Origin of the sequence: Marisediminicola sp. UYEF4 (genome assembly GCF_040546025.1) — a bacterium.
Taxonomy (GTDB): domain Bacteria; phylum Actinomycetota; class Actinomycetes; order Actinomycetales; family Microbacteriaceae; genus Marisediminicola.
In genome coordinates, this window is sequence record NZ_JBEPNA010000008.1 from 1 (window position 1) to 14365 (window position 14365).

Genomic DNA, 14365 nt, shown 5'->3' on the forward strand with positions numbered 1-14365 from the left:
CTGGGGCCTCCAAAGTTCGACTGTGGATAGGCCAACCTCCGCAGGCTGGTAACCCACGTCTACTCGAACGGGGGCCCCAGCCTCAAGAGGTAAGCGCCGTACTCATATCGTCTAGGGCGCGGCGGGGTCGACGGGGTCATCACCCTCGAGTTCCGCCGCCTCGAGCTCGGCTTCGGCCGCGACATTGCGCACCCCGCGGGGGCGGCCGACCCGCACCCACATCCCGAACAGGGCACCGGCGATGAGGAGCGTCGCTGCGAGGCTCACGAGCGGGTATCCGCGGGCAAGGTTTGCGATGAGAGTGAACCCGACCACAACTGCCCCGAACACGTTGAGCACGAAGTATCCCCGGCGTCCGTCCTGCTTCGAGAACCTGGCCATCGCGGCCAGGCCCGCGAGAAAGCTGATGAACACCGCCACGGCGTAGAAGAGCACCAGCACCTGGTCGCGCCCGCCGCCGACAACGACGATCAGCATGGCGAGAGCGCCGAACAGGGCGACTCCCCAGTAGGGGGTGCGCGCCCGATTGGTGCGGCCCAGCGCGCGGGGCAGGATGCCGATGTCGTGGCCGTTGCCGATCGAGCGCTCGGCGAGCGCGGCGAGCAGGCCGGGGCCCGCCTGGAACGACGAGCTCGCGGCGGCGAGCAGAAGCAACGCCGTGACGAGTTGGAAGGCCGCGAACACGGGCGCAGGCGCCGCGATCCTGGCCAGCTCGGCGACGAGGGTCGAGTCCGCCGACGGCAGCGCGATCTGCAGCCGGGAGATCTCGACCGCGAGACCGATCGTGATCGTGCCGACCACGCCCAGCGTGAGCCAGAGGGTAAGTTGGCCGAATCGGCGGCGGCCCTCGTTATCGAGCTGCCCGAGCTGGGCGATCGCCGACGACGGCGCCTCCACGCCCGTCGCGAGGGCCATTGCCACGGGGAATGCGAGCAGCACCGCAAAGATGCTGGCCCCGCCGGGAGCCGTCACCGCAGCATCCGTCGGCGGCTGGGGGTCGGCGCCGAGCCCGTAGACCAGCACAATGGCGGCGACGACAATGAACGAGATCGTCATGACCGCGAAGACGACCCGCCCGAGGTGCCCGAATAGCGTGATTCCGCCGACAACCACCACGAGCCCGAGGGCGAGCGCGAGCCGCATCGGCGCGAGCGCGGGGAGGTAGGCGATCACAGCCGACGCCCCCGCCGACACGCTGATCGCGATGGTGAGCACGAAGTCGACGATGAGCGCGCCGATCGGCAGGAAGGACCAGGCGTCGCCGAAGGCCTCGCCGACCGCGCCGGCCGCGCCGCCGCCACCGGGGTAGCGGGCGATGAGCTGGCGGTAGTTGACGATGACGACCGCGACGATGCCCACGACGAGCCCCATGGTCGGAACGAGCAGGGTCAGGTCGCCGTCGAGGGCGCGCAGGGCGGCCTCGACCGCATAGGCCACCGACGAGACGGGGTCCGCCATCACGGCGAACGCGAACGCAATAAACAAGATCGGGCGCGATTGCAGGCCTGGTCGCCGGCGCATCCGTGGCCCATCTCCAGCGGGCACGGGAGCCCTTTCGCTCGGACGAGGCGGGGCGGTCGCCTCATCGCGAGCCGAGAGGTAGCGTGACCGTCGTGGAGAGAACACTGACCATCGCCCTGCCCGACGCGGAGATCGCCCGGCGCCTGTCTCTGCCGCCGGACGGCGTGCGCACCATCGTCTGGGATCTCGGCGACCCCGACCCCGACGTAGCGATCGACCTGCTTGTTCTGCGCTACATGATCCCCCCAGCCGAGCTGCGCGGGTTGGATTCGGTGTCGGTGAGGGTCGTGCAGAGCCAGACTCTCGGCTTCGACGGGGTGAGCGAGTCACTGCCAGCAGGCATCGTCTACTGCAACGCGGTCGACGTGCACGAGGCCTCGACCGGCGAACTCGTCCTGGCGCTCATCCTCGCGAGCCAGCGCGGCATCGGCGAGGCCGTGACGGCGCAGTCGCGCGGCGAGTGGGCGCACGCGCAGCATCCGGGGCTCGCGGGCAAGACGGTGCTGCTGATCGGGGTCGGCGGGGTCGGCCGCGAGATCGAGACGCGCCTGGCACCGTTCGACGCGCGCATCGTGCGTGTCGGCAGGTCGGCGAGGACGGATGCCCGGGGCGAGGTGCACGGCATGGAGTCGCTTGCCGCGCTGGTGCCGGAGGCCGACATCGTGGTGCTCGCCGTCCCCCTTACCGACGACACGCGCCACCTGGTCGACGCGGAGTTCCTCGGGCGGCTGCGTCCCGGCGCGCTCGTGGTCAACGTCGCGCGCGGCCCCGTGGTCGACACCGCCGCCCTCATGGACTGGCTGGCCGCCAGCCGCGGTCGGGCGGCGCTCGACGTGACCGACCCGGAGCCGCTGCCCACCGACCACCCGCTGTGGAGCCTGCCGGGGGTCATCGTCACCCCGCATCTCGGGGGCCATACCGACGCCATGGCCGGCCGCGTCGACCGGGTCGTGCGCGAGCAGGTGCGCCGGCTGCAGGCGGGCGAGGCGCCGCTCAATCCGGTGCTGGGCGGGTAGCGCTCTCGACGGCACCCCATGTATGGTGTGGTCAGACCACATGACCGAACCATGCGGTCCGGAGCGAGGGAGCACCGTGCCGTCCACCGATCGCCGCGCCTGGCAGGACGTGCTCGCGCGCATCGAGGGCGACCTCGTCGCCGGCACCATCGGCCCGGGCGACCGCCTTCCCCCCGAGCGCACCCTCGCGACCGAGCTCGGCGTCGGCCGCTCATCGGTACGCGAGGCCCTGCGGGTGCTCGAGGTGCTCGGTCTGATCCGCACCCAGACCGGCTCGGGCCCGCGGGCCGGCGCGATCGTCGTTGCCCGTCCCTCCGGCGGCATGGCGGCGCTCATGCGACTTCACGTCGCCGCCGGAGGTTTCGATGTCGCGGATGTCGTCGCGACGAGGCTCGTGCTCGAAGCCGCCGTCGTGACCGCGCTGGCCGAGTCGAGAGCCGTTGACCTGACCGCACCCGCCGAGCTGCTCGCGGCCATGGACGGCGAACTCACGACCGCCGAGTTCCTCGCGATCGACGCCGCCTTCCACGTGTCCCTCGCCGCGGCATCCGGCAACGACGTCATCGCCGCGGTCATGACCGGGCTGCGCAGCTCGGTCGAGGGCTACGTGCTCGCCGGGGCGGCGTTCGTGCCGTCGTGGGAGCTGATGGCGCAGCGGCTGCGGGCGGAGCACCGCGGCATCGTCGCCGCCATCGCCTCGCACGACGCGCCCCGCGCCCGCACGCTCGTCCACGACCACATCACCGGCTACTACGCCGACAGCAAGCTCGCCCCTCTCGAAAGGTAGACCACCATGGTTCAACGTCGATTCCCGCGCTACAAGGATCTCGCGCCGCTCATGAACTTCCGGGCGCCCGAGTTCAACGCGAAGAAGCGTCGCCTCGCCCGGGCGCTCACGATCCAGGACCTGCAGAAGATCGCGCAGCGCCGCACCCCGAAGGCGGCCTTCGACTACACGGAGGGGGCCGCCGAGGCCGAGATCAGCCTCGCCCGCGCGCGCCAGGCTTTCCAAGACATCCAGTTCAACCCGGCGATCCTGCGCGACGTCTCCACGGTGTCGACCGGGTGGGACGTGCTCGGTGCGCCCGTCGCGCAGCCGTTCGGCATCGCCCCGACGGGCTTCACCCGCATGATGCAGACCGAGGGCGAGATCGCCGGGGCCGGGGCGGCCGGAGCGGCCGGCATCCCGTTCGCCCTCTCCACCATGGGCACGACCTCGATCGAGGACGTCAAGGCAGAGAACCCGAACGGCCGCAACTGGTTCCAGCTGTACATGTGGAAGGACCGCGACCGCTCCATGGCCCTCGTCGAGCGCGCCGCGGCCGCCGGCTACGACACGCTGCTGGTCACGGTCGACGTGCCGGTCGCGGGGGCGCGCCTGCGCGACAAGCGCAACGGATTCTCGATCCCGCCGCAGCTCACCGTCGGCACGGTGCTGAACGCACTGCCACGGCCGGAGTGGTGGATCAACTTTCTCACCACCGAGCCGCTCGCGTTCGCGTCGCTCGACCGCTGGTCGGGCACCGTCGGCGAGCTGCTCGACTCGATGTTCGACCCGACCGTGACCTTCGAGGACCTCGCCTGGATCACGGCGCAGTGGCCGGGCAAGGTTGTCGTCAAGGGCGTGCAGAGCCTCGACGACGCCCGCCGCCTCGCCGAGATGGGCGTCGACGGCATCACCCTCTCGAACCACGGCGGGCGCCAGCTCGACCGCGCGCCGATCCCGTTCCACCTGCTGCCGGATGTCGCCCGCGAGGTCGGCAACGACCTCGAGGTGCACCTCGACACGGGCATCATGTCGGGCGCCGACATCGTCGCATCCGTCGCCCTCGGCGCCCGGTTCACGATGATCGGGCGCGCGTACCTCTACGGCCTGATGGCCGGTGGCCGCGAGGGCGTCGACCGCACGATCGAGATCCTGTCGGAGCAGATCGCGCGCACCATGCGCCTGCTCGGCGTCAACTCGCTCGAGGAGCTGAACCCCGGCCACGTGCTGCAGCTCGAGCGGCTGGTGCCGCGAGCCGTCGCGCCGTCGATGGTCGCGGCGGCCGAGCCCGCTGCGTCGCGGGCGCGAAAGACTGCTCCCGCGGCGGCCGCGGCCGTATCGGGCACCCCCACGACGAAGCGAGCGCCGCGCGCGGCACCCGCGGCGAAGGCCCCGACCGCGCCGGCGTAGCCCGCGGATCGCGCCGCCGTAGCCCGCGGATCGCGCCTCCCGTGCCGAGGGTGCCCCCTTACGCCGAGTGCGCCCACTGCTGCAGGCACGCTCGGCGGAAGCAGGCACGCTCGGCGGCAACAGGCACACTCGGCGGCAACAGGCACGCTCGGCGGCAACAGGCACACTCGGCGGAAGCAGGCACGCTCGGCGGAAGCAGGCACACCTGTATCCGCGTTCGCGCTCCTCCGCGCGGACTGAGAAGCTGAACCCATGGAACTGATGCGCCTTGGGCCGGTCGGCCGCGAAATTCCCGTCGTCCGGATGCCGAACGGGGAGGTCTTCGATCTTTCGGGGATCACCGCCGACCTCGACGGCGCATTCTTCGAGGGCGGCGGAATCCAACGGGTGCGCGACGCGCTCGCCACGCCGGGTGCGCTCGGCCTCGTCGAGGACGCCGGCGGGCTCCGCATCGGCGCCCCGATCGCGAAGCCGGGCGCGGTGCTGTGCATCGGCCAGAACTACGCCGCCCATGCGGCCGAGTCGGGATCGGTGCCGCCGGAGGTCCCGATCCTGTTCTTCAAGCATCCGAACACCATCGTCGGCGCGTACGACGACGTGCTCATCCCGCCCGGCGCCGAGAAGGTCGACTGGGAGGTCGAGCTCGGGATCGTGATGGGCTCGCGGGCGAGCTACCTCGCCTCCCCCGAGGATGCGCTCGGCCACATCGCCGGGTTCACGGTGAGCAACGACGTGTCGGAGCGCGCCTTTCAGCGCGAGCAGTCCGGCGGCCAGTGGTCGAAGGGCAAATGCTGCGCCACCTTCAATCCGCTCGGGCCGGTGCTCGTGCCAGCTGACGAGATCGCCGACGTGCAGTCGCTGCGCATCTGGTCGCGCGTGAACGGCGAGAAGCGCCAGGACTCGAGCACTGCCGACATGATTTTCTCCGCCGCCTTCATCGTCTGGCACCTGTCTCAGTACCTGGTCCTCGACGCGGGCGACCTCATCAACACGGGCACGCCGGAGGGCGTGGCGCTATCGGGCCACTACCCCTATCTCACGGCGGACGATGTGCTCGAGCTCGGCATCGAGGGTCTCGGCCAGCAGCGGCAGCAACTCGTCCGGACCCCCTAGCGCCTGCTTTCATTATTCAGGAGTGACAGCCGACTGCGGCTTTCATCATTCAGGAGTTGATGTGGCCGAGGTGACGGATGAGCGGCGCAAATGTGTGTTTGGGCCGGAAAAGTGCTGATGGCGTGTCTCGCTCCGCAACGATGACGCCTGCCGGGCCGCCAGATTCCTGAATGATGACAGTCGCCCTTCCGGCAGACTCCTGAATAATGAAAGCAGACGCGCGGGCGGGGTCAGTGCTCCGGTGCCGCGTGCGCCTCGAGGAACTCGTACAGCTCGCGGTCGTCGACGCCAGGGAAGGTGCCCGAGGGCAGCGGTGCGAGGATGTGCGCGTGCAGCTTGGCGCTCGACCAGGCCTTGCCTGACCAGCGCGACGCGAGGCCTCCGGATGGCAGCATGCAGCAGTTCTTGTCCGGGCAGGTCGAGACGGCGCGGGCGGTCGTCTCGCGCCCGCGGAACCACTTGGAGTGGGCAAACGGCACCCCGATCGTGATGGAAAACTCCTCCGCCGAGGTCGTGCCCGTCTGGGTCGAGTCGAAGAATGTGCCCTCCGGGGTATCGGTGTACTGGTAGAACTCCGTCGTGCGGTTGGTGTGCCCGAAAGCCTTGCGCGCGCTCCACTCCCGACAGACGAGTTGCCCCTCCGTCGACCCGGTCACGTCGACCGGCAGCCGCAGCCCGTCGTTCTCGTAGGCCTTGTACACCGCGCCGTCACCGCCGACCCGCAGGAAATGCAGCTGCATGTCGAGGTGCGCCGTTCCGAGGTTCGTCAACCGCAGCGCGGCCGCCTCGTGCGTGACACCGAAGGCGTCGCGGAAGTCCTCGACGGCGATGTTGCGTTCCGTCTTGGCGGCTCGCAAGAACTCGACGGACTGGGTGAGCGGCATCAGGCACGCCGCCGCGAAGTAGTTGATCTCGAGGCGCTGGCGGAGAAAATCCGCGTAGCTCTCGGGCTCCGCGTGGCCGAGCAGCCGGTGCGCCATGGCCTGCAGAGCCATCGAGCGCAGTCCGTGCCCGCCGGGGATGGATGCCGGTGGCAGGTAGATACGGCCGTTCTCAAGATCCGTGACCGAACGAGCCGAGTGCGGAAGGTCTGCCACGTGGACAAGCTCGAAGCCCAACTGCTCAGCGATCCGGCTCACCGACCGGTGGGTGAGCGCGCCCGAGATGTGCCCAACACCGCGCAGGGTGTCTTCGGCCAGCTTCTCGATGTCGGGGAGGTAGTTGTCGAGTGCCCGCATCCGCTGGCGCAGTTCGGTGTTCGCCCGCCGGGCCTCCTCCGGCGTCGCGATCGCCTCCCGCTCGCGCCGGGCCAGCTCACGGTTGAGCCCGACGATCGCGGCGAGGGTCTCGTCGCTGATCGCACGCGACGGCTTGACCTGCGGAAGCCCGAGGGACGCATAGACGGATGAGCGCTGCAGCCGGTCGAGCTCGATCTCGAGGGCGGCCCGCGGGTTCGGCGCCGCATCGTCGAGCAGCGCGTTCACGTCGGTGCCGAGCGCCGAGGCGATGCGGGCGAGGAGCGAGAGACGAGGCTCTTTGCGGCCGTTCTCGATGAGGGAGAGCTGGCTTCCCGCGATGCTGACCTCGGCCCCGAGCTGGTCGAGGGTCAGCCCGGCCTGGTTGCGGAAGTGGCGAATTCTCTGTCCGAGAGTGGCAAGATCTTGCATCCAATCAGGATACCGAAAGAATTGCCGATCTTTCTACTCACTAGGGGCTGCAGACCACCGTTGGAGCGTCAATTATGGAAGAGAAGGGCGATTTTGACCGCCAGATCCCCGCCCCACACGTTCAGAGGAGAACCCCATGAGCAGCTCGACCCTCAACAGGCCCACCACGACCGGACCGACGAGAATTGTCCACGCCCGAGCCATGGCGCATACGCCCCCCGAAGGCACCGATCCCGGCGTCGTCGCGTGGGTCGCCCAGATCGCGGCCCTCACCCTTCCCGACGACGTCGTCTGGTGCGACGGCAGCCCCCAGGAGTTCGATGGCCTCATCCAGGTCATGCTCAAGCAGGGCACGATCGTGCGCGTCAACCCGGAGCACCGCCCCTACAGCTTCCTCGCCCGCAGCGACCCCAACGATGTGGCCCGCGTCGAGGACCGCACCTTCATCTGCTCCGAGTCGGAGGAGGACGCCGGGCCGACCAACAACTGGGCCGACCCGACCGAGATGCGTGCGACCCTCGACGGCCTGTTCGCCGGCGCCATGCGCGGACGCCGCATGTACGTGATGCCCTTCTCGATGGGACCGCTCGGCTCCCGCCTGTCCCGGCTCGGCGTGCAGGTCACCGACTCCCCGTACGTGGTCGCGAGCATGGCGGTCATGACCCGCATGGGATCCGCCGCGCTGAAGCTCATCGATGCCGACACGAACTGGGTTCCGGCCGTGCACAGCGTCGGCAAGCCGCTCGCGCAGGGCGAGACAGACGTGCCGTGGCCGTGCAATAACAACGAGAAGTACATCACCCACTTCCCCGAGACCCGCGAGATCTGGTCGTACGGCTCGGCATACGGCGGCAACGCGCTCCTGGCCAAGAAGTCCTTCGCTCTGCGAATCGCCTCGACCATGGCCCGCGACGAGGGCTGGATGGCCGAGCACATGCTCATCCTCAAGGTCACCAACCCGCGCGGCAAGGTCTTCCATGTCGTCGCGGCGTTCCCCTCCGCGTGCGGCAAGACGAACCTCGCGATGCTCAAACCGACCATCCCCGGATGGAAGGTCGAGACGATCGGCGATGACATCGCCTGGCTGCATCCCTCCGCCGACGGCACCCTGCGCGCGATCAACCCCGAGGCGGGCTTCTTCGGTGTCGCTCCCGGAACCGGAGCCTCGACCAACGCCACAGCGGTCGAGACGATCTGGGGCAACACCATCTTCACGAACGTCGCCCTGCGCGACGACGGCGACGTCTGGTGGGAGGGGCTCACCGACAAGGTCCCGGCCCACCTGACCGACTGGCAGGGCAAGGACTGGACCCCGGCCTCCGGGCGCCCCGCCGCGCATCCGAATTCCCGCTTCACGGTGGCCGCGCGCCAGTGCCCGACGATCTCGGACGACTGGGACGACCCGGAGGGCGTCGTCATCGACGCGATCATCTTCGGCGGCCGACGCGCGACCAACGTGCCGCTCGTCGTCGAGGCCCGCGATTGGGAGCACGGCGTCTACCTCGGTGCGACGATCTCCTCGGAGAAGACCGCCGCCGCGGAAGGCACCGTCGGCGAGCTGCGCCGCGACCCGTTCGCGATGCTCCCCTTCTGCGGCTACAACATGGCCGACTACTGGGCGAACTGGCTCAAGGTCGGCGACAAACTGCGTCCCGGCGGTCGGATGCCCCGAATCTTCCAGGTGAACTGGTTCCGCAAGGACGAGGACGGCGGATTCCTCTGGCCCGGGTTCGGCGAGAACTCCCGCGTCCTCGCGTGGATCCTCGAGCGCGCCGACGGCAAGGTTCCGGCAGCCGATGGGCCGCTCGGCCTCGTTCCCACCGCTGACGGCCTCAACGTCGACGGTCTCGATCTCCCCGAGGGTGACCTCGAGAAGCTGTTCAAGGTCGACCCGCAGTCATGGCTCGCCGAGGTGGAGTCCACGGAGGAGTACTTCGCGACGTTCGGCGAGAAGCTGCCGCAGGCCCTCGCGAAGCAGCTGGCGGCACTTCGGGCACGCCTCCGCTGACCGACCCCGGGTAGCGATGGTTTATGACACGGGTCGTCTACTACACCGCCGCGAGCCTCAACGGCCTTCTGGCTGACGAGAACAACTCTCTCGACTGGTTGTTTTCGGTGGAGCAGGATGCCGATCGCAACGAGGGTGACTTCTCGGGGTTCCTGGCCGGCATTGGCGTGCTCGTCGAGGGGTCAACGACCTACCATTGGGTACTGGAGCACGAGGGCCTGCTCGAACATCCGGAGCGCTGGCAGCAGCTGTACGGCCGCCGTGCGACCTTTGTCTTCACGTCGAGGACGCTGCCCGCGGTCGGGGGCGCCGACATCAGGTTCGTCTGTGGCGGTGTCGCCGAGGTCTACCCTGAGCTGATCCGTGCGGCAGGCGATGGCGATATCTGGGTTGTCGGCGGGGGCGATCTCGCCGGGCAGTTCGCTGATGCGGGACTGCTCGACGAGATCCAGGTCACCTTCGCACCAGCGTTCCTCACGGGCGGCGCTCCGCTGTTGCCTCGTCGAATCGATCCCGGTCGACTGCGCCTGCGCAGCGTCGAACAGCGCGGCCAGTTCGCCCACCTGGTTCTCGACGTGGTGAAGGCCGCGGTTCCGCGCCCCTAGAGTGCGCCCGCCCGAGCGACCCCGCCGAGCCACGCGAGGCTCGGCTTGGGGTGACGCTCGAACGTCTCGGAGTCCCAGCCGATGAGTCCGAAGGTGGGCGTGTAGCTGCCCCACTCGTAGTTGTCGAGTGCGCTCCAGTGCAGGTAGCCGCGCACGTCGATGCCGTCGGCGATGGCACTCAGAATCCCCTCGAGCGCGCCCGTCGTGTAGTCGATGCGGCGCGCGTCATCGGCAGTCGCAATGCCGTTTTCCGTCACGTAGATCGGGACGCCGCCGTTGCGCTCCCAGGAGCGACGGATGCCGAATTCGATCGCTCCGGGGTAGTACTCCCAGCCGGTGAGGGTGCGCTCCGCGGCATCCGGAATCGTGATCGGCCCATCCGCGCCGATCCTCGTGCGCGTGTACGCCTGAATGCCGATCCAGTCGTCACCGCGCGCGGCATCCATGAAGACGTCTTCTCGCGAGTACCCGTAGTCGTCGGCTGCCTGCTCGGCGCCCGGCTCGGGCTGGTAGGCCTGCGTCGCGACCGACCAGCCGGCGAGCTTGCCGGCGCCGCGCAGGATGTCGACCGCCTGCTTGTGGCCCGCGATGAGATTCTCGGTGACGACGGGGTCGCCCGCCGGGAGGCCGACGTGCGGGAACGCCTCGCTCGAGTTCGCCATGATCGCCACCATGTTCGGCTCGTTGATTGTGCACACGAGGTCGACGTCGGAGAGAATCGGCAGCGCCGTCTCGACGAATCTCGCGAACCGGTCGACCACGGCGGGGTTGCGCCAGTCGCCATCCCGCGCGAGCCACGCCGGGTTGGTGAAGTGGTGAAGCGTGACCATGGGCGTGAGCCCGAGTGCGAGCGCCGTGTCGATCATCCTGCGGTAGTGATCGAGCTGGGCGCGGGAGACAAAGCCCTCCTCCGGCTCGATCCTGGCCCACTCGATGCCGAACCGGTAGCTCGTGAGGCCGGCGTCGGCGAGCAGGCGCATGTCTACCGGGTAGCGGTGGTAGCTGTCCGCGGCATCACCGCTCGGCGACTCGACCGGATGCGGGCTCGGCAGCTGCCCGTGCTCGCGCAGCCACCAGTCGCTGGAGGTGTTGTTGCCCTCGACCTGGTGCGGCGCGGTGGCGGCACCCCACAGGAATCCGTTGGGAAATGTCATTGCGTTCCTTACTATTTGATTCCGGTCAGGGCGATGCCCTGAACGAAGTAGCGCTGCAGGGCAATGAAGATCGCGAGCACCGGCACGACGACCACGACGGCGCCCGCCATCATCAGGCCGTACTGCGAGGCGTTCTGCCCGACCGAATACAGTGCGAGGGCGACCGGGAGCGTGTACTTGTCTTCGCTCGTGGCGACGACGAGCGGCCAGAGGAAGTTGTTCCAGCTGCCCAGGAAGGTCAGGATCGCGAGGGTTGCCACGGCCGGCCCGCACAGCGGCATGATCACCCGAAGGAAGATCCGCCACTCGCTGGCGCCATCGATCCTGGCGGCCTCGATGATGTCGTCAGGAAGGCTCAGAATGAACTGCCGCATGAGGAAGACGCCGAGCGGCGTGATCAGGAACGGCAGGATGAGGCCGGGATACGAGTTCACGAGGCCGAGGTTCGAGGTGAGCACGAACAACGGCACGAAGGTCACAACACCCGGCACCATGAGCGTGCCGAGCACGAGGCCGAACAGCACCTTTTTGCCGGCGAACTCGAGCTTGGCGAGCGCGTAGCCCAGCATCGACGAGAACGCGATATTGCCGAGCGTCACGAAGACCGCCACGACAACGCTGTTGGTGAAGTAGGTCGTGAAGTCGAGCCGCCCGAACAGCTGCACGTAGTTCTCGAGCGTCGGGTCTTCCGGAAGGAAGTTCAGGGGGGCACGGCGGATCTCGGCGTTCGTCTTGAACGAGCCGAGCAGCATCCAGATGAACGGGAAGATCATCGCGACGAACCCCGTGACGAGCACGACGTAGAGCCACCATCTCGGTTTGCGTTGCATGGTCAGTCCTTCTGTCGGAGGAATCGGAACTGCACGAGCGACAGGACGACGATGCCGAGGAACAGCACGTAGCTGGCCGCCGAGGCATAGGAGTAGTTGCCGAATCCGAACTGGTTGAACGTGTACATCGCGGTGGAGAGGGTCGCGTCGAGCGGACCGCCCCTGGTCATCACGAAGGGCTCCTCGAAGAACTGCAGGAACCCGATGCCGGTGATGACCGCCGCGAACAGCAGGGTTGGCCGGAGGGCGGGCACGACGACGTTGAAGAATCGCTTGACGGGCCCGGCGCCGTCCATCATTGCCGCCTCAAGCTGCTCCTGCGACACACCCTGGAGTCCCGCGAGGAAGATCACCATGAGGGTTCCAATGTTGCGCCAAATCGCCATCGCAATGAGCGACGGGAGGGCGAACGTCGTGTTCTCGAGCCAGTTGGGGCCGGAGATTCCGAAGATCGCCAGGAAGCCATTGAGCAATCCGTCCGGTTGGAGGATGAACTTCCACACGATCGCGATCGCCACGATGCTCGTGACGACGGGGGCGTAGTAGCCCACGCGGAACACGGTGCGGAACTTGTTGATGCCGTTGTTGAGGGCGAGGGCCACGAGCAGCGCCAGCACGATCGTGAGCGGCACGCCAGCGATCACGAAGACCGCGGTGTTCGAGAGCGCTTTGATGAACCGCGGGTCGTTGAGGAGGTTGATGTAGTTCTCGACACCGACGAAGTTCACGTTGAACGGCGATCGAAGGTCGCGGGTCGTGAGGTCGGTGAAGCTCATCGCGAAGGACGCGAGGATGGGGCCCGCCATGAACACCACGAAGAGGATCATGAATGGGGCGGCGAAGCCCCATGCGACCCAGGTCATCTTGCGCCGGCCGGGCGAGCGCCGCTGCGCCGTCGGCGCGGGCGGGCGCGGTGAGGGCGCCCGCCCGGTCTCTCGTGCGAGGACGGCCATGATTAGTTGCCGGTGCCGATCGTCTCCGCCTGCTGCTGGATTGCCTTGAGTGCGGCGTCGACCGTCTGGTCGCCGCGCGTGACCTTCTCGAGCTCCTGGTCGATGACGGCGGACACCTGCGCCCAGGTCGGGATCGCGGGCGGAGCCTTCGAGTCGGCGAGCTGCTCGGCGAACACGCTCAGGTACGGGTCGTCGGCGAAGATCGGATCCTCGAACGCGGCCTGCACCGAGGGGAGGTCGGTCGAGATGTCGTACCACTCGAGCTGCGTCTCGGGCTGGCTCAGCCAGCGCACGAACTTCCACGACGCATCACGGTTCTCGCTGTCGCCGAAGACGGCGAGGTTTCCGCCGCCGGTGAAGCTCGTGCGGGTGTCGGCTCCGGGAACCTGAGCGACGGCGAACTTCTCGGCGAAGTCGGGGCCGCCCTGCTCGCGGAGTAGCCCAACGTGGAACGGGCCGCTGAAGAACGAGCCGACCGATCCGTCGATGAACTTCTGCTCGATTTCGCCGCCCTCGAGGCGAACTGCCTCGGAGGCACCCTCGTCGAAGAAGCTCTTGTAGAACTCGAACGCCTCGGCCCACTCGGGGGTGTCGAAGGTGAACTCGGTGCCATCCTCGTTCAGGATGTCGCCGCCGGCCTGCCAGGCGAGCGGAGCGACATATTGCCAGGAGTCGAAGCCGCCCGGCGGGAGCGAGACACCGGAGGTGGCGCCGCCGTCCTTGAGCGCGAGAGCGAAGGCTTTGTACTCGTCCCACGTGGTCGGCGCCTCAACGCCCGCAGCCTCGGCGAGGTCGGTGCGGTAGTAGAGAACACGCGAGTCGACGTACCACGGCACACCGTATGCGACGTCGTCGACGACCGCCGTGCCCCACGAGCCCTCGAAGAAGGATGACTCGTCCACGAGGCCTTCCGGGGTGGGCTCGAGAGCGCCGGTCGCCGCGAACTCGCCGACCCAGGTCGTACCGAGCATCGAGATGTCCGGGGTTTCGCCGCCGGCGATCGACGTGGCGATACGATCGTGCGCGGAATCCCACGGCACCGCCGTCACATTGATCGTGACGTCGGGATTCTCGTCCTCGAACTTGCCCGCGAGCTCGTCGAGCACTTCGCCCTCGTTGCCCATCGCCCAGATCGTGATCTCGCCCGTCGCGGGCTTGTCGTCGATGGCCTCACCGCTCGTGGCGGTGCTCCCGCCGTCGGTGCGCCCGCAGCCGGTCAGGGCGATAACGCCCACCAGGCCCAGTGCCGCGATTGATCCCCATCGATTCATGTCGTGCCTCCATTGGTTCGACCCCTGCCGCGTGGCAGAGTTGCGACTGCT

The 14365-nt window shown here is 68.3% G+C and carries 12 protein-coding genes; 6 read left to right on the forward strand and 6 right to left on the reverse strand.

Features of this window, described 5'->3' with window-relative positions; all coding sequences use genetic code 11:
- Positions 1 to 111 precede the first annotated feature (111 nt).
- Positions 112 to 1458, reverse strand: coding sequence for an APC family permease (locus ABIB15_RS08955; protein ID WP_354477156.1), 1347 nt, complete (start codon positions 1456 to 1458; stop codon positions 112 to 114).
- A gap of 155 nt (positions 1459 to 1613) precedes the next feature.
- Between ABIB15_RS08955 and ABIB15_RS08960 the strand changes: the two genes are divergently transcribed.
- The 4 genes from ABIB15_RS08960 (at position 1614) to ABIB15_RS08975 (ending at position 5826) form a co-directional block, all read left to right on the forward strand.
- Positions 1614 to 2537: a 2-hydroxyacid dehydrogenase gene (locus tag ABIB15_RS08960; protein WP_354477159.1), complete on the forward strand. Its 924-nt coding sequence runs from the start codon at positions 1614 to 1616 to the stop codon at positions 2535 to 2537.
- 76 nt (positions 2538 to 2613) lie between these two features.
- Complete coding sequence (locus tag ABIB15_RS08965) at positions 2614 to 3324, forward strand: FadR/GntR family transcriptional regulator (RefSeq protein ID WP_354477162.1); 711 nt, start codon at positions 2614 to 2616, stop codon at positions 3322 to 3324.
- A 6-nt stretch (positions 3325 to 3330) separates the two neighbouring features.
- Complete coding sequence (locus ABIB15_RS08970) at positions 3331 to 4713, forward strand: alpha-hydroxy acid oxidase (protein WP_354477164.1); 1383 nt, start codon at positions 3331 to 3333, stop codon at positions 4711 to 4713.
- 252 nt (positions 4714 to 4965) lie between these two features.
- A complete protein-coding gene (locus tag ABIB15_RS08975; protein ID WP_354477167.1) occupies positions 4966 to 5826 on the forward strand; it encodes a fumarylacetoacetate hydrolase family protein in 861 nt (286 codons plus the stop codon).
- 230 nt (positions 5827 to 6056) lie between these two features.
- Here the strand turns inward: ABIB15_RS08975 and ABIB15_RS08980 are convergent, their stop codons facing one another.
- Positions 6057 to 7493 (reverse strand): helix-turn-helix domain-containing protein, encoded by a 1437-nt coding sequence (locus ABIB15_RS08980; RefSeq protein ID WP_354477170.1) that lies wholly within the window; start codon positions 7491 to 7493, stop codon positions 6057 to 6059.
- A gap of 136 nt (positions 7494 to 7629) precedes the next feature.
- Here ABIB15_RS08980 and ABIB15_RS08985 point away from each other — a divergent pair, with 136 nt between their 5' ends.
- Both ABIB15_RS08985 and ABIB15_RS08990 read left to right on the forward strand, forming a co-directional pair.
- Positions 7630 to 9501 carry a phosphoenolpyruvate carboxykinase (GTP) gene (locus tag ABIB15_RS08985; RefSeq protein ID WP_502908931.1) on the forward strand — a complete coding sequence of 624 codons (1872 nt, stop codon included), beginning with the start codon at positions 7630 to 7632 and terminating at the stop codon, positions 9499 to 9501.
- A 23-nt stretch (positions 9502 to 9524) separates the two neighbouring features.
- A complete protein-coding gene (locus tag ABIB15_RS08990) occupies positions 9525 to 10106 on the forward strand; it encodes a dihydrofolate reductase family protein (RefSeq protein ID WP_354477173.1) in 582 nt (193 codons plus the stop codon).
- Here ABIB15_RS08990 and ABIB15_RS08995 read toward each other — a convergent pair.
- From ABIB15_RS08995 to ABIB15_RS09010, 4 genes are read right to left on the reverse strand one after another with little or no spacing between them, the layout of a single operon-like run.
- A complete protein-coding gene (locus ABIB15_RS08995) occupies positions 10103 to 11260 on the reverse strand; it encodes a glycoside hydrolase family 1 protein (RefSeq protein WP_354477176.1) in 1158 nt (385 codons plus the stop codon). The two genes, ABIB15_RS08990 and ABIB15_RS08995, sit on opposite strands and share 4 nt — an antisense overlap.
- An 11-nt stretch (positions 11261 to 11271) precedes the next feature.
- A complete protein-coding gene (locus tag ABIB15_RS09000; RefSeq protein ID WP_354477178.1) occupies positions 11272 to 12090 on the reverse strand; it encodes a carbohydrate ABC transporter permease in 819 nt (272 codons plus the stop codon).
- 2 nt (positions 12091 to 12092) lie between these two features.
- Positions 12093 to 13043: a carbohydrate ABC transporter permease gene (locus tag ABIB15_RS09005; RefSeq protein ID WP_502908932.1), complete on the reverse strand. Its 951-nt coding sequence runs from the start codon at positions 13041 to 13043 to the stop codon at positions 12093 to 12095.
- 2 nt (positions 13044 to 13045) lie between these two features.
- Positions 13046 to 14314 carry a sugar ABC transporter substrate-binding protein gene (locus tag ABIB15_RS09010; RefSeq protein ID WP_354477180.1) on the reverse strand — a complete coding sequence of 423 codons (1269 nt, stop codon included), beginning with the start codon at positions 14312 to 14314 and terminating at the stop codon, positions 13046 to 13048.
- Between the last annotated feature and the right edge of the window lie 51 nt (positions 14315 to 14365).

Bases quoted from the DNA above. Each gene is read 5' to 3' on its own strand.
- ABIB15_RS09000 (WP_354477178.1), bottom strand. From the start codon at position 12,090: ATGCAACGCAAACCGAGATGGTGGCTCTACGTCGTGCTCGTCACGGGG.
- ABIB15_RS08955 (WP_354477156.1), bottom strand. From the start codon at position 1,458: ATGGCGGACCCCGTCTCGTCGGTGGCCTATGCGGTCGAGGCCGCCCTG.
- ABIB15_RS08985 (WP_502908931.1), top strand. From the start codon at position 7,630: ATGAGCAGCTCGACCCTCAACAGGCCCACCACGACCGGACCGACGAGA.
- ABIB15_RS08990 (WP_354477173.1), top strand. From the start codon at position 9,525: ATGACACGGGTCGTCTACTACACCGCCGCGAGCCTCAACGGCCTTCTG.
- ABIB15_RS08975 (WP_354477167.1), top strand. From the start codon at position 4,966: ATGGAACTGATGCGCCTTGGGCCGGTCGGCCGCGAAATTCCCGTCGTC.
- ABIB15_RS09010 (WP_354477180.1), bottom strand. From the start codon at position 14,314: ATGAATCGATGGGGATCAATCGCGGCACTGGGCCTGGTGGGCGTTATC.
- ABIB15_RS08995 (WP_354477176.1), bottom strand. From the start codon at position 11,260: ATGACATTTCCCAACGGATTCCTGTGGGGTGCCGCCACCGCGCCGCAC.
- ABIB15_RS08980 (WP_354477170.1), bottom strand. From the start codon at position 7,493: ATGCAAGATCTTGCCACTCTCGGACAGAGAATTCGCCACTTCCGCAAC.
- ABIB15_RS08970 (WP_354477164.1), top strand. From the start codon at position 3,331: ATGGTTCAACGTCGATTCCCGCGCTACAAGGATCTCGCGCCGCTCATG.
- ABIB15_RS09005 (WP_502908932.1), bottom strand. From the start codon at position 13,043: ATGGCCGTCCTCGCACGAGAGACCGGGCGGGCGCCCTCACCGCGCCCG.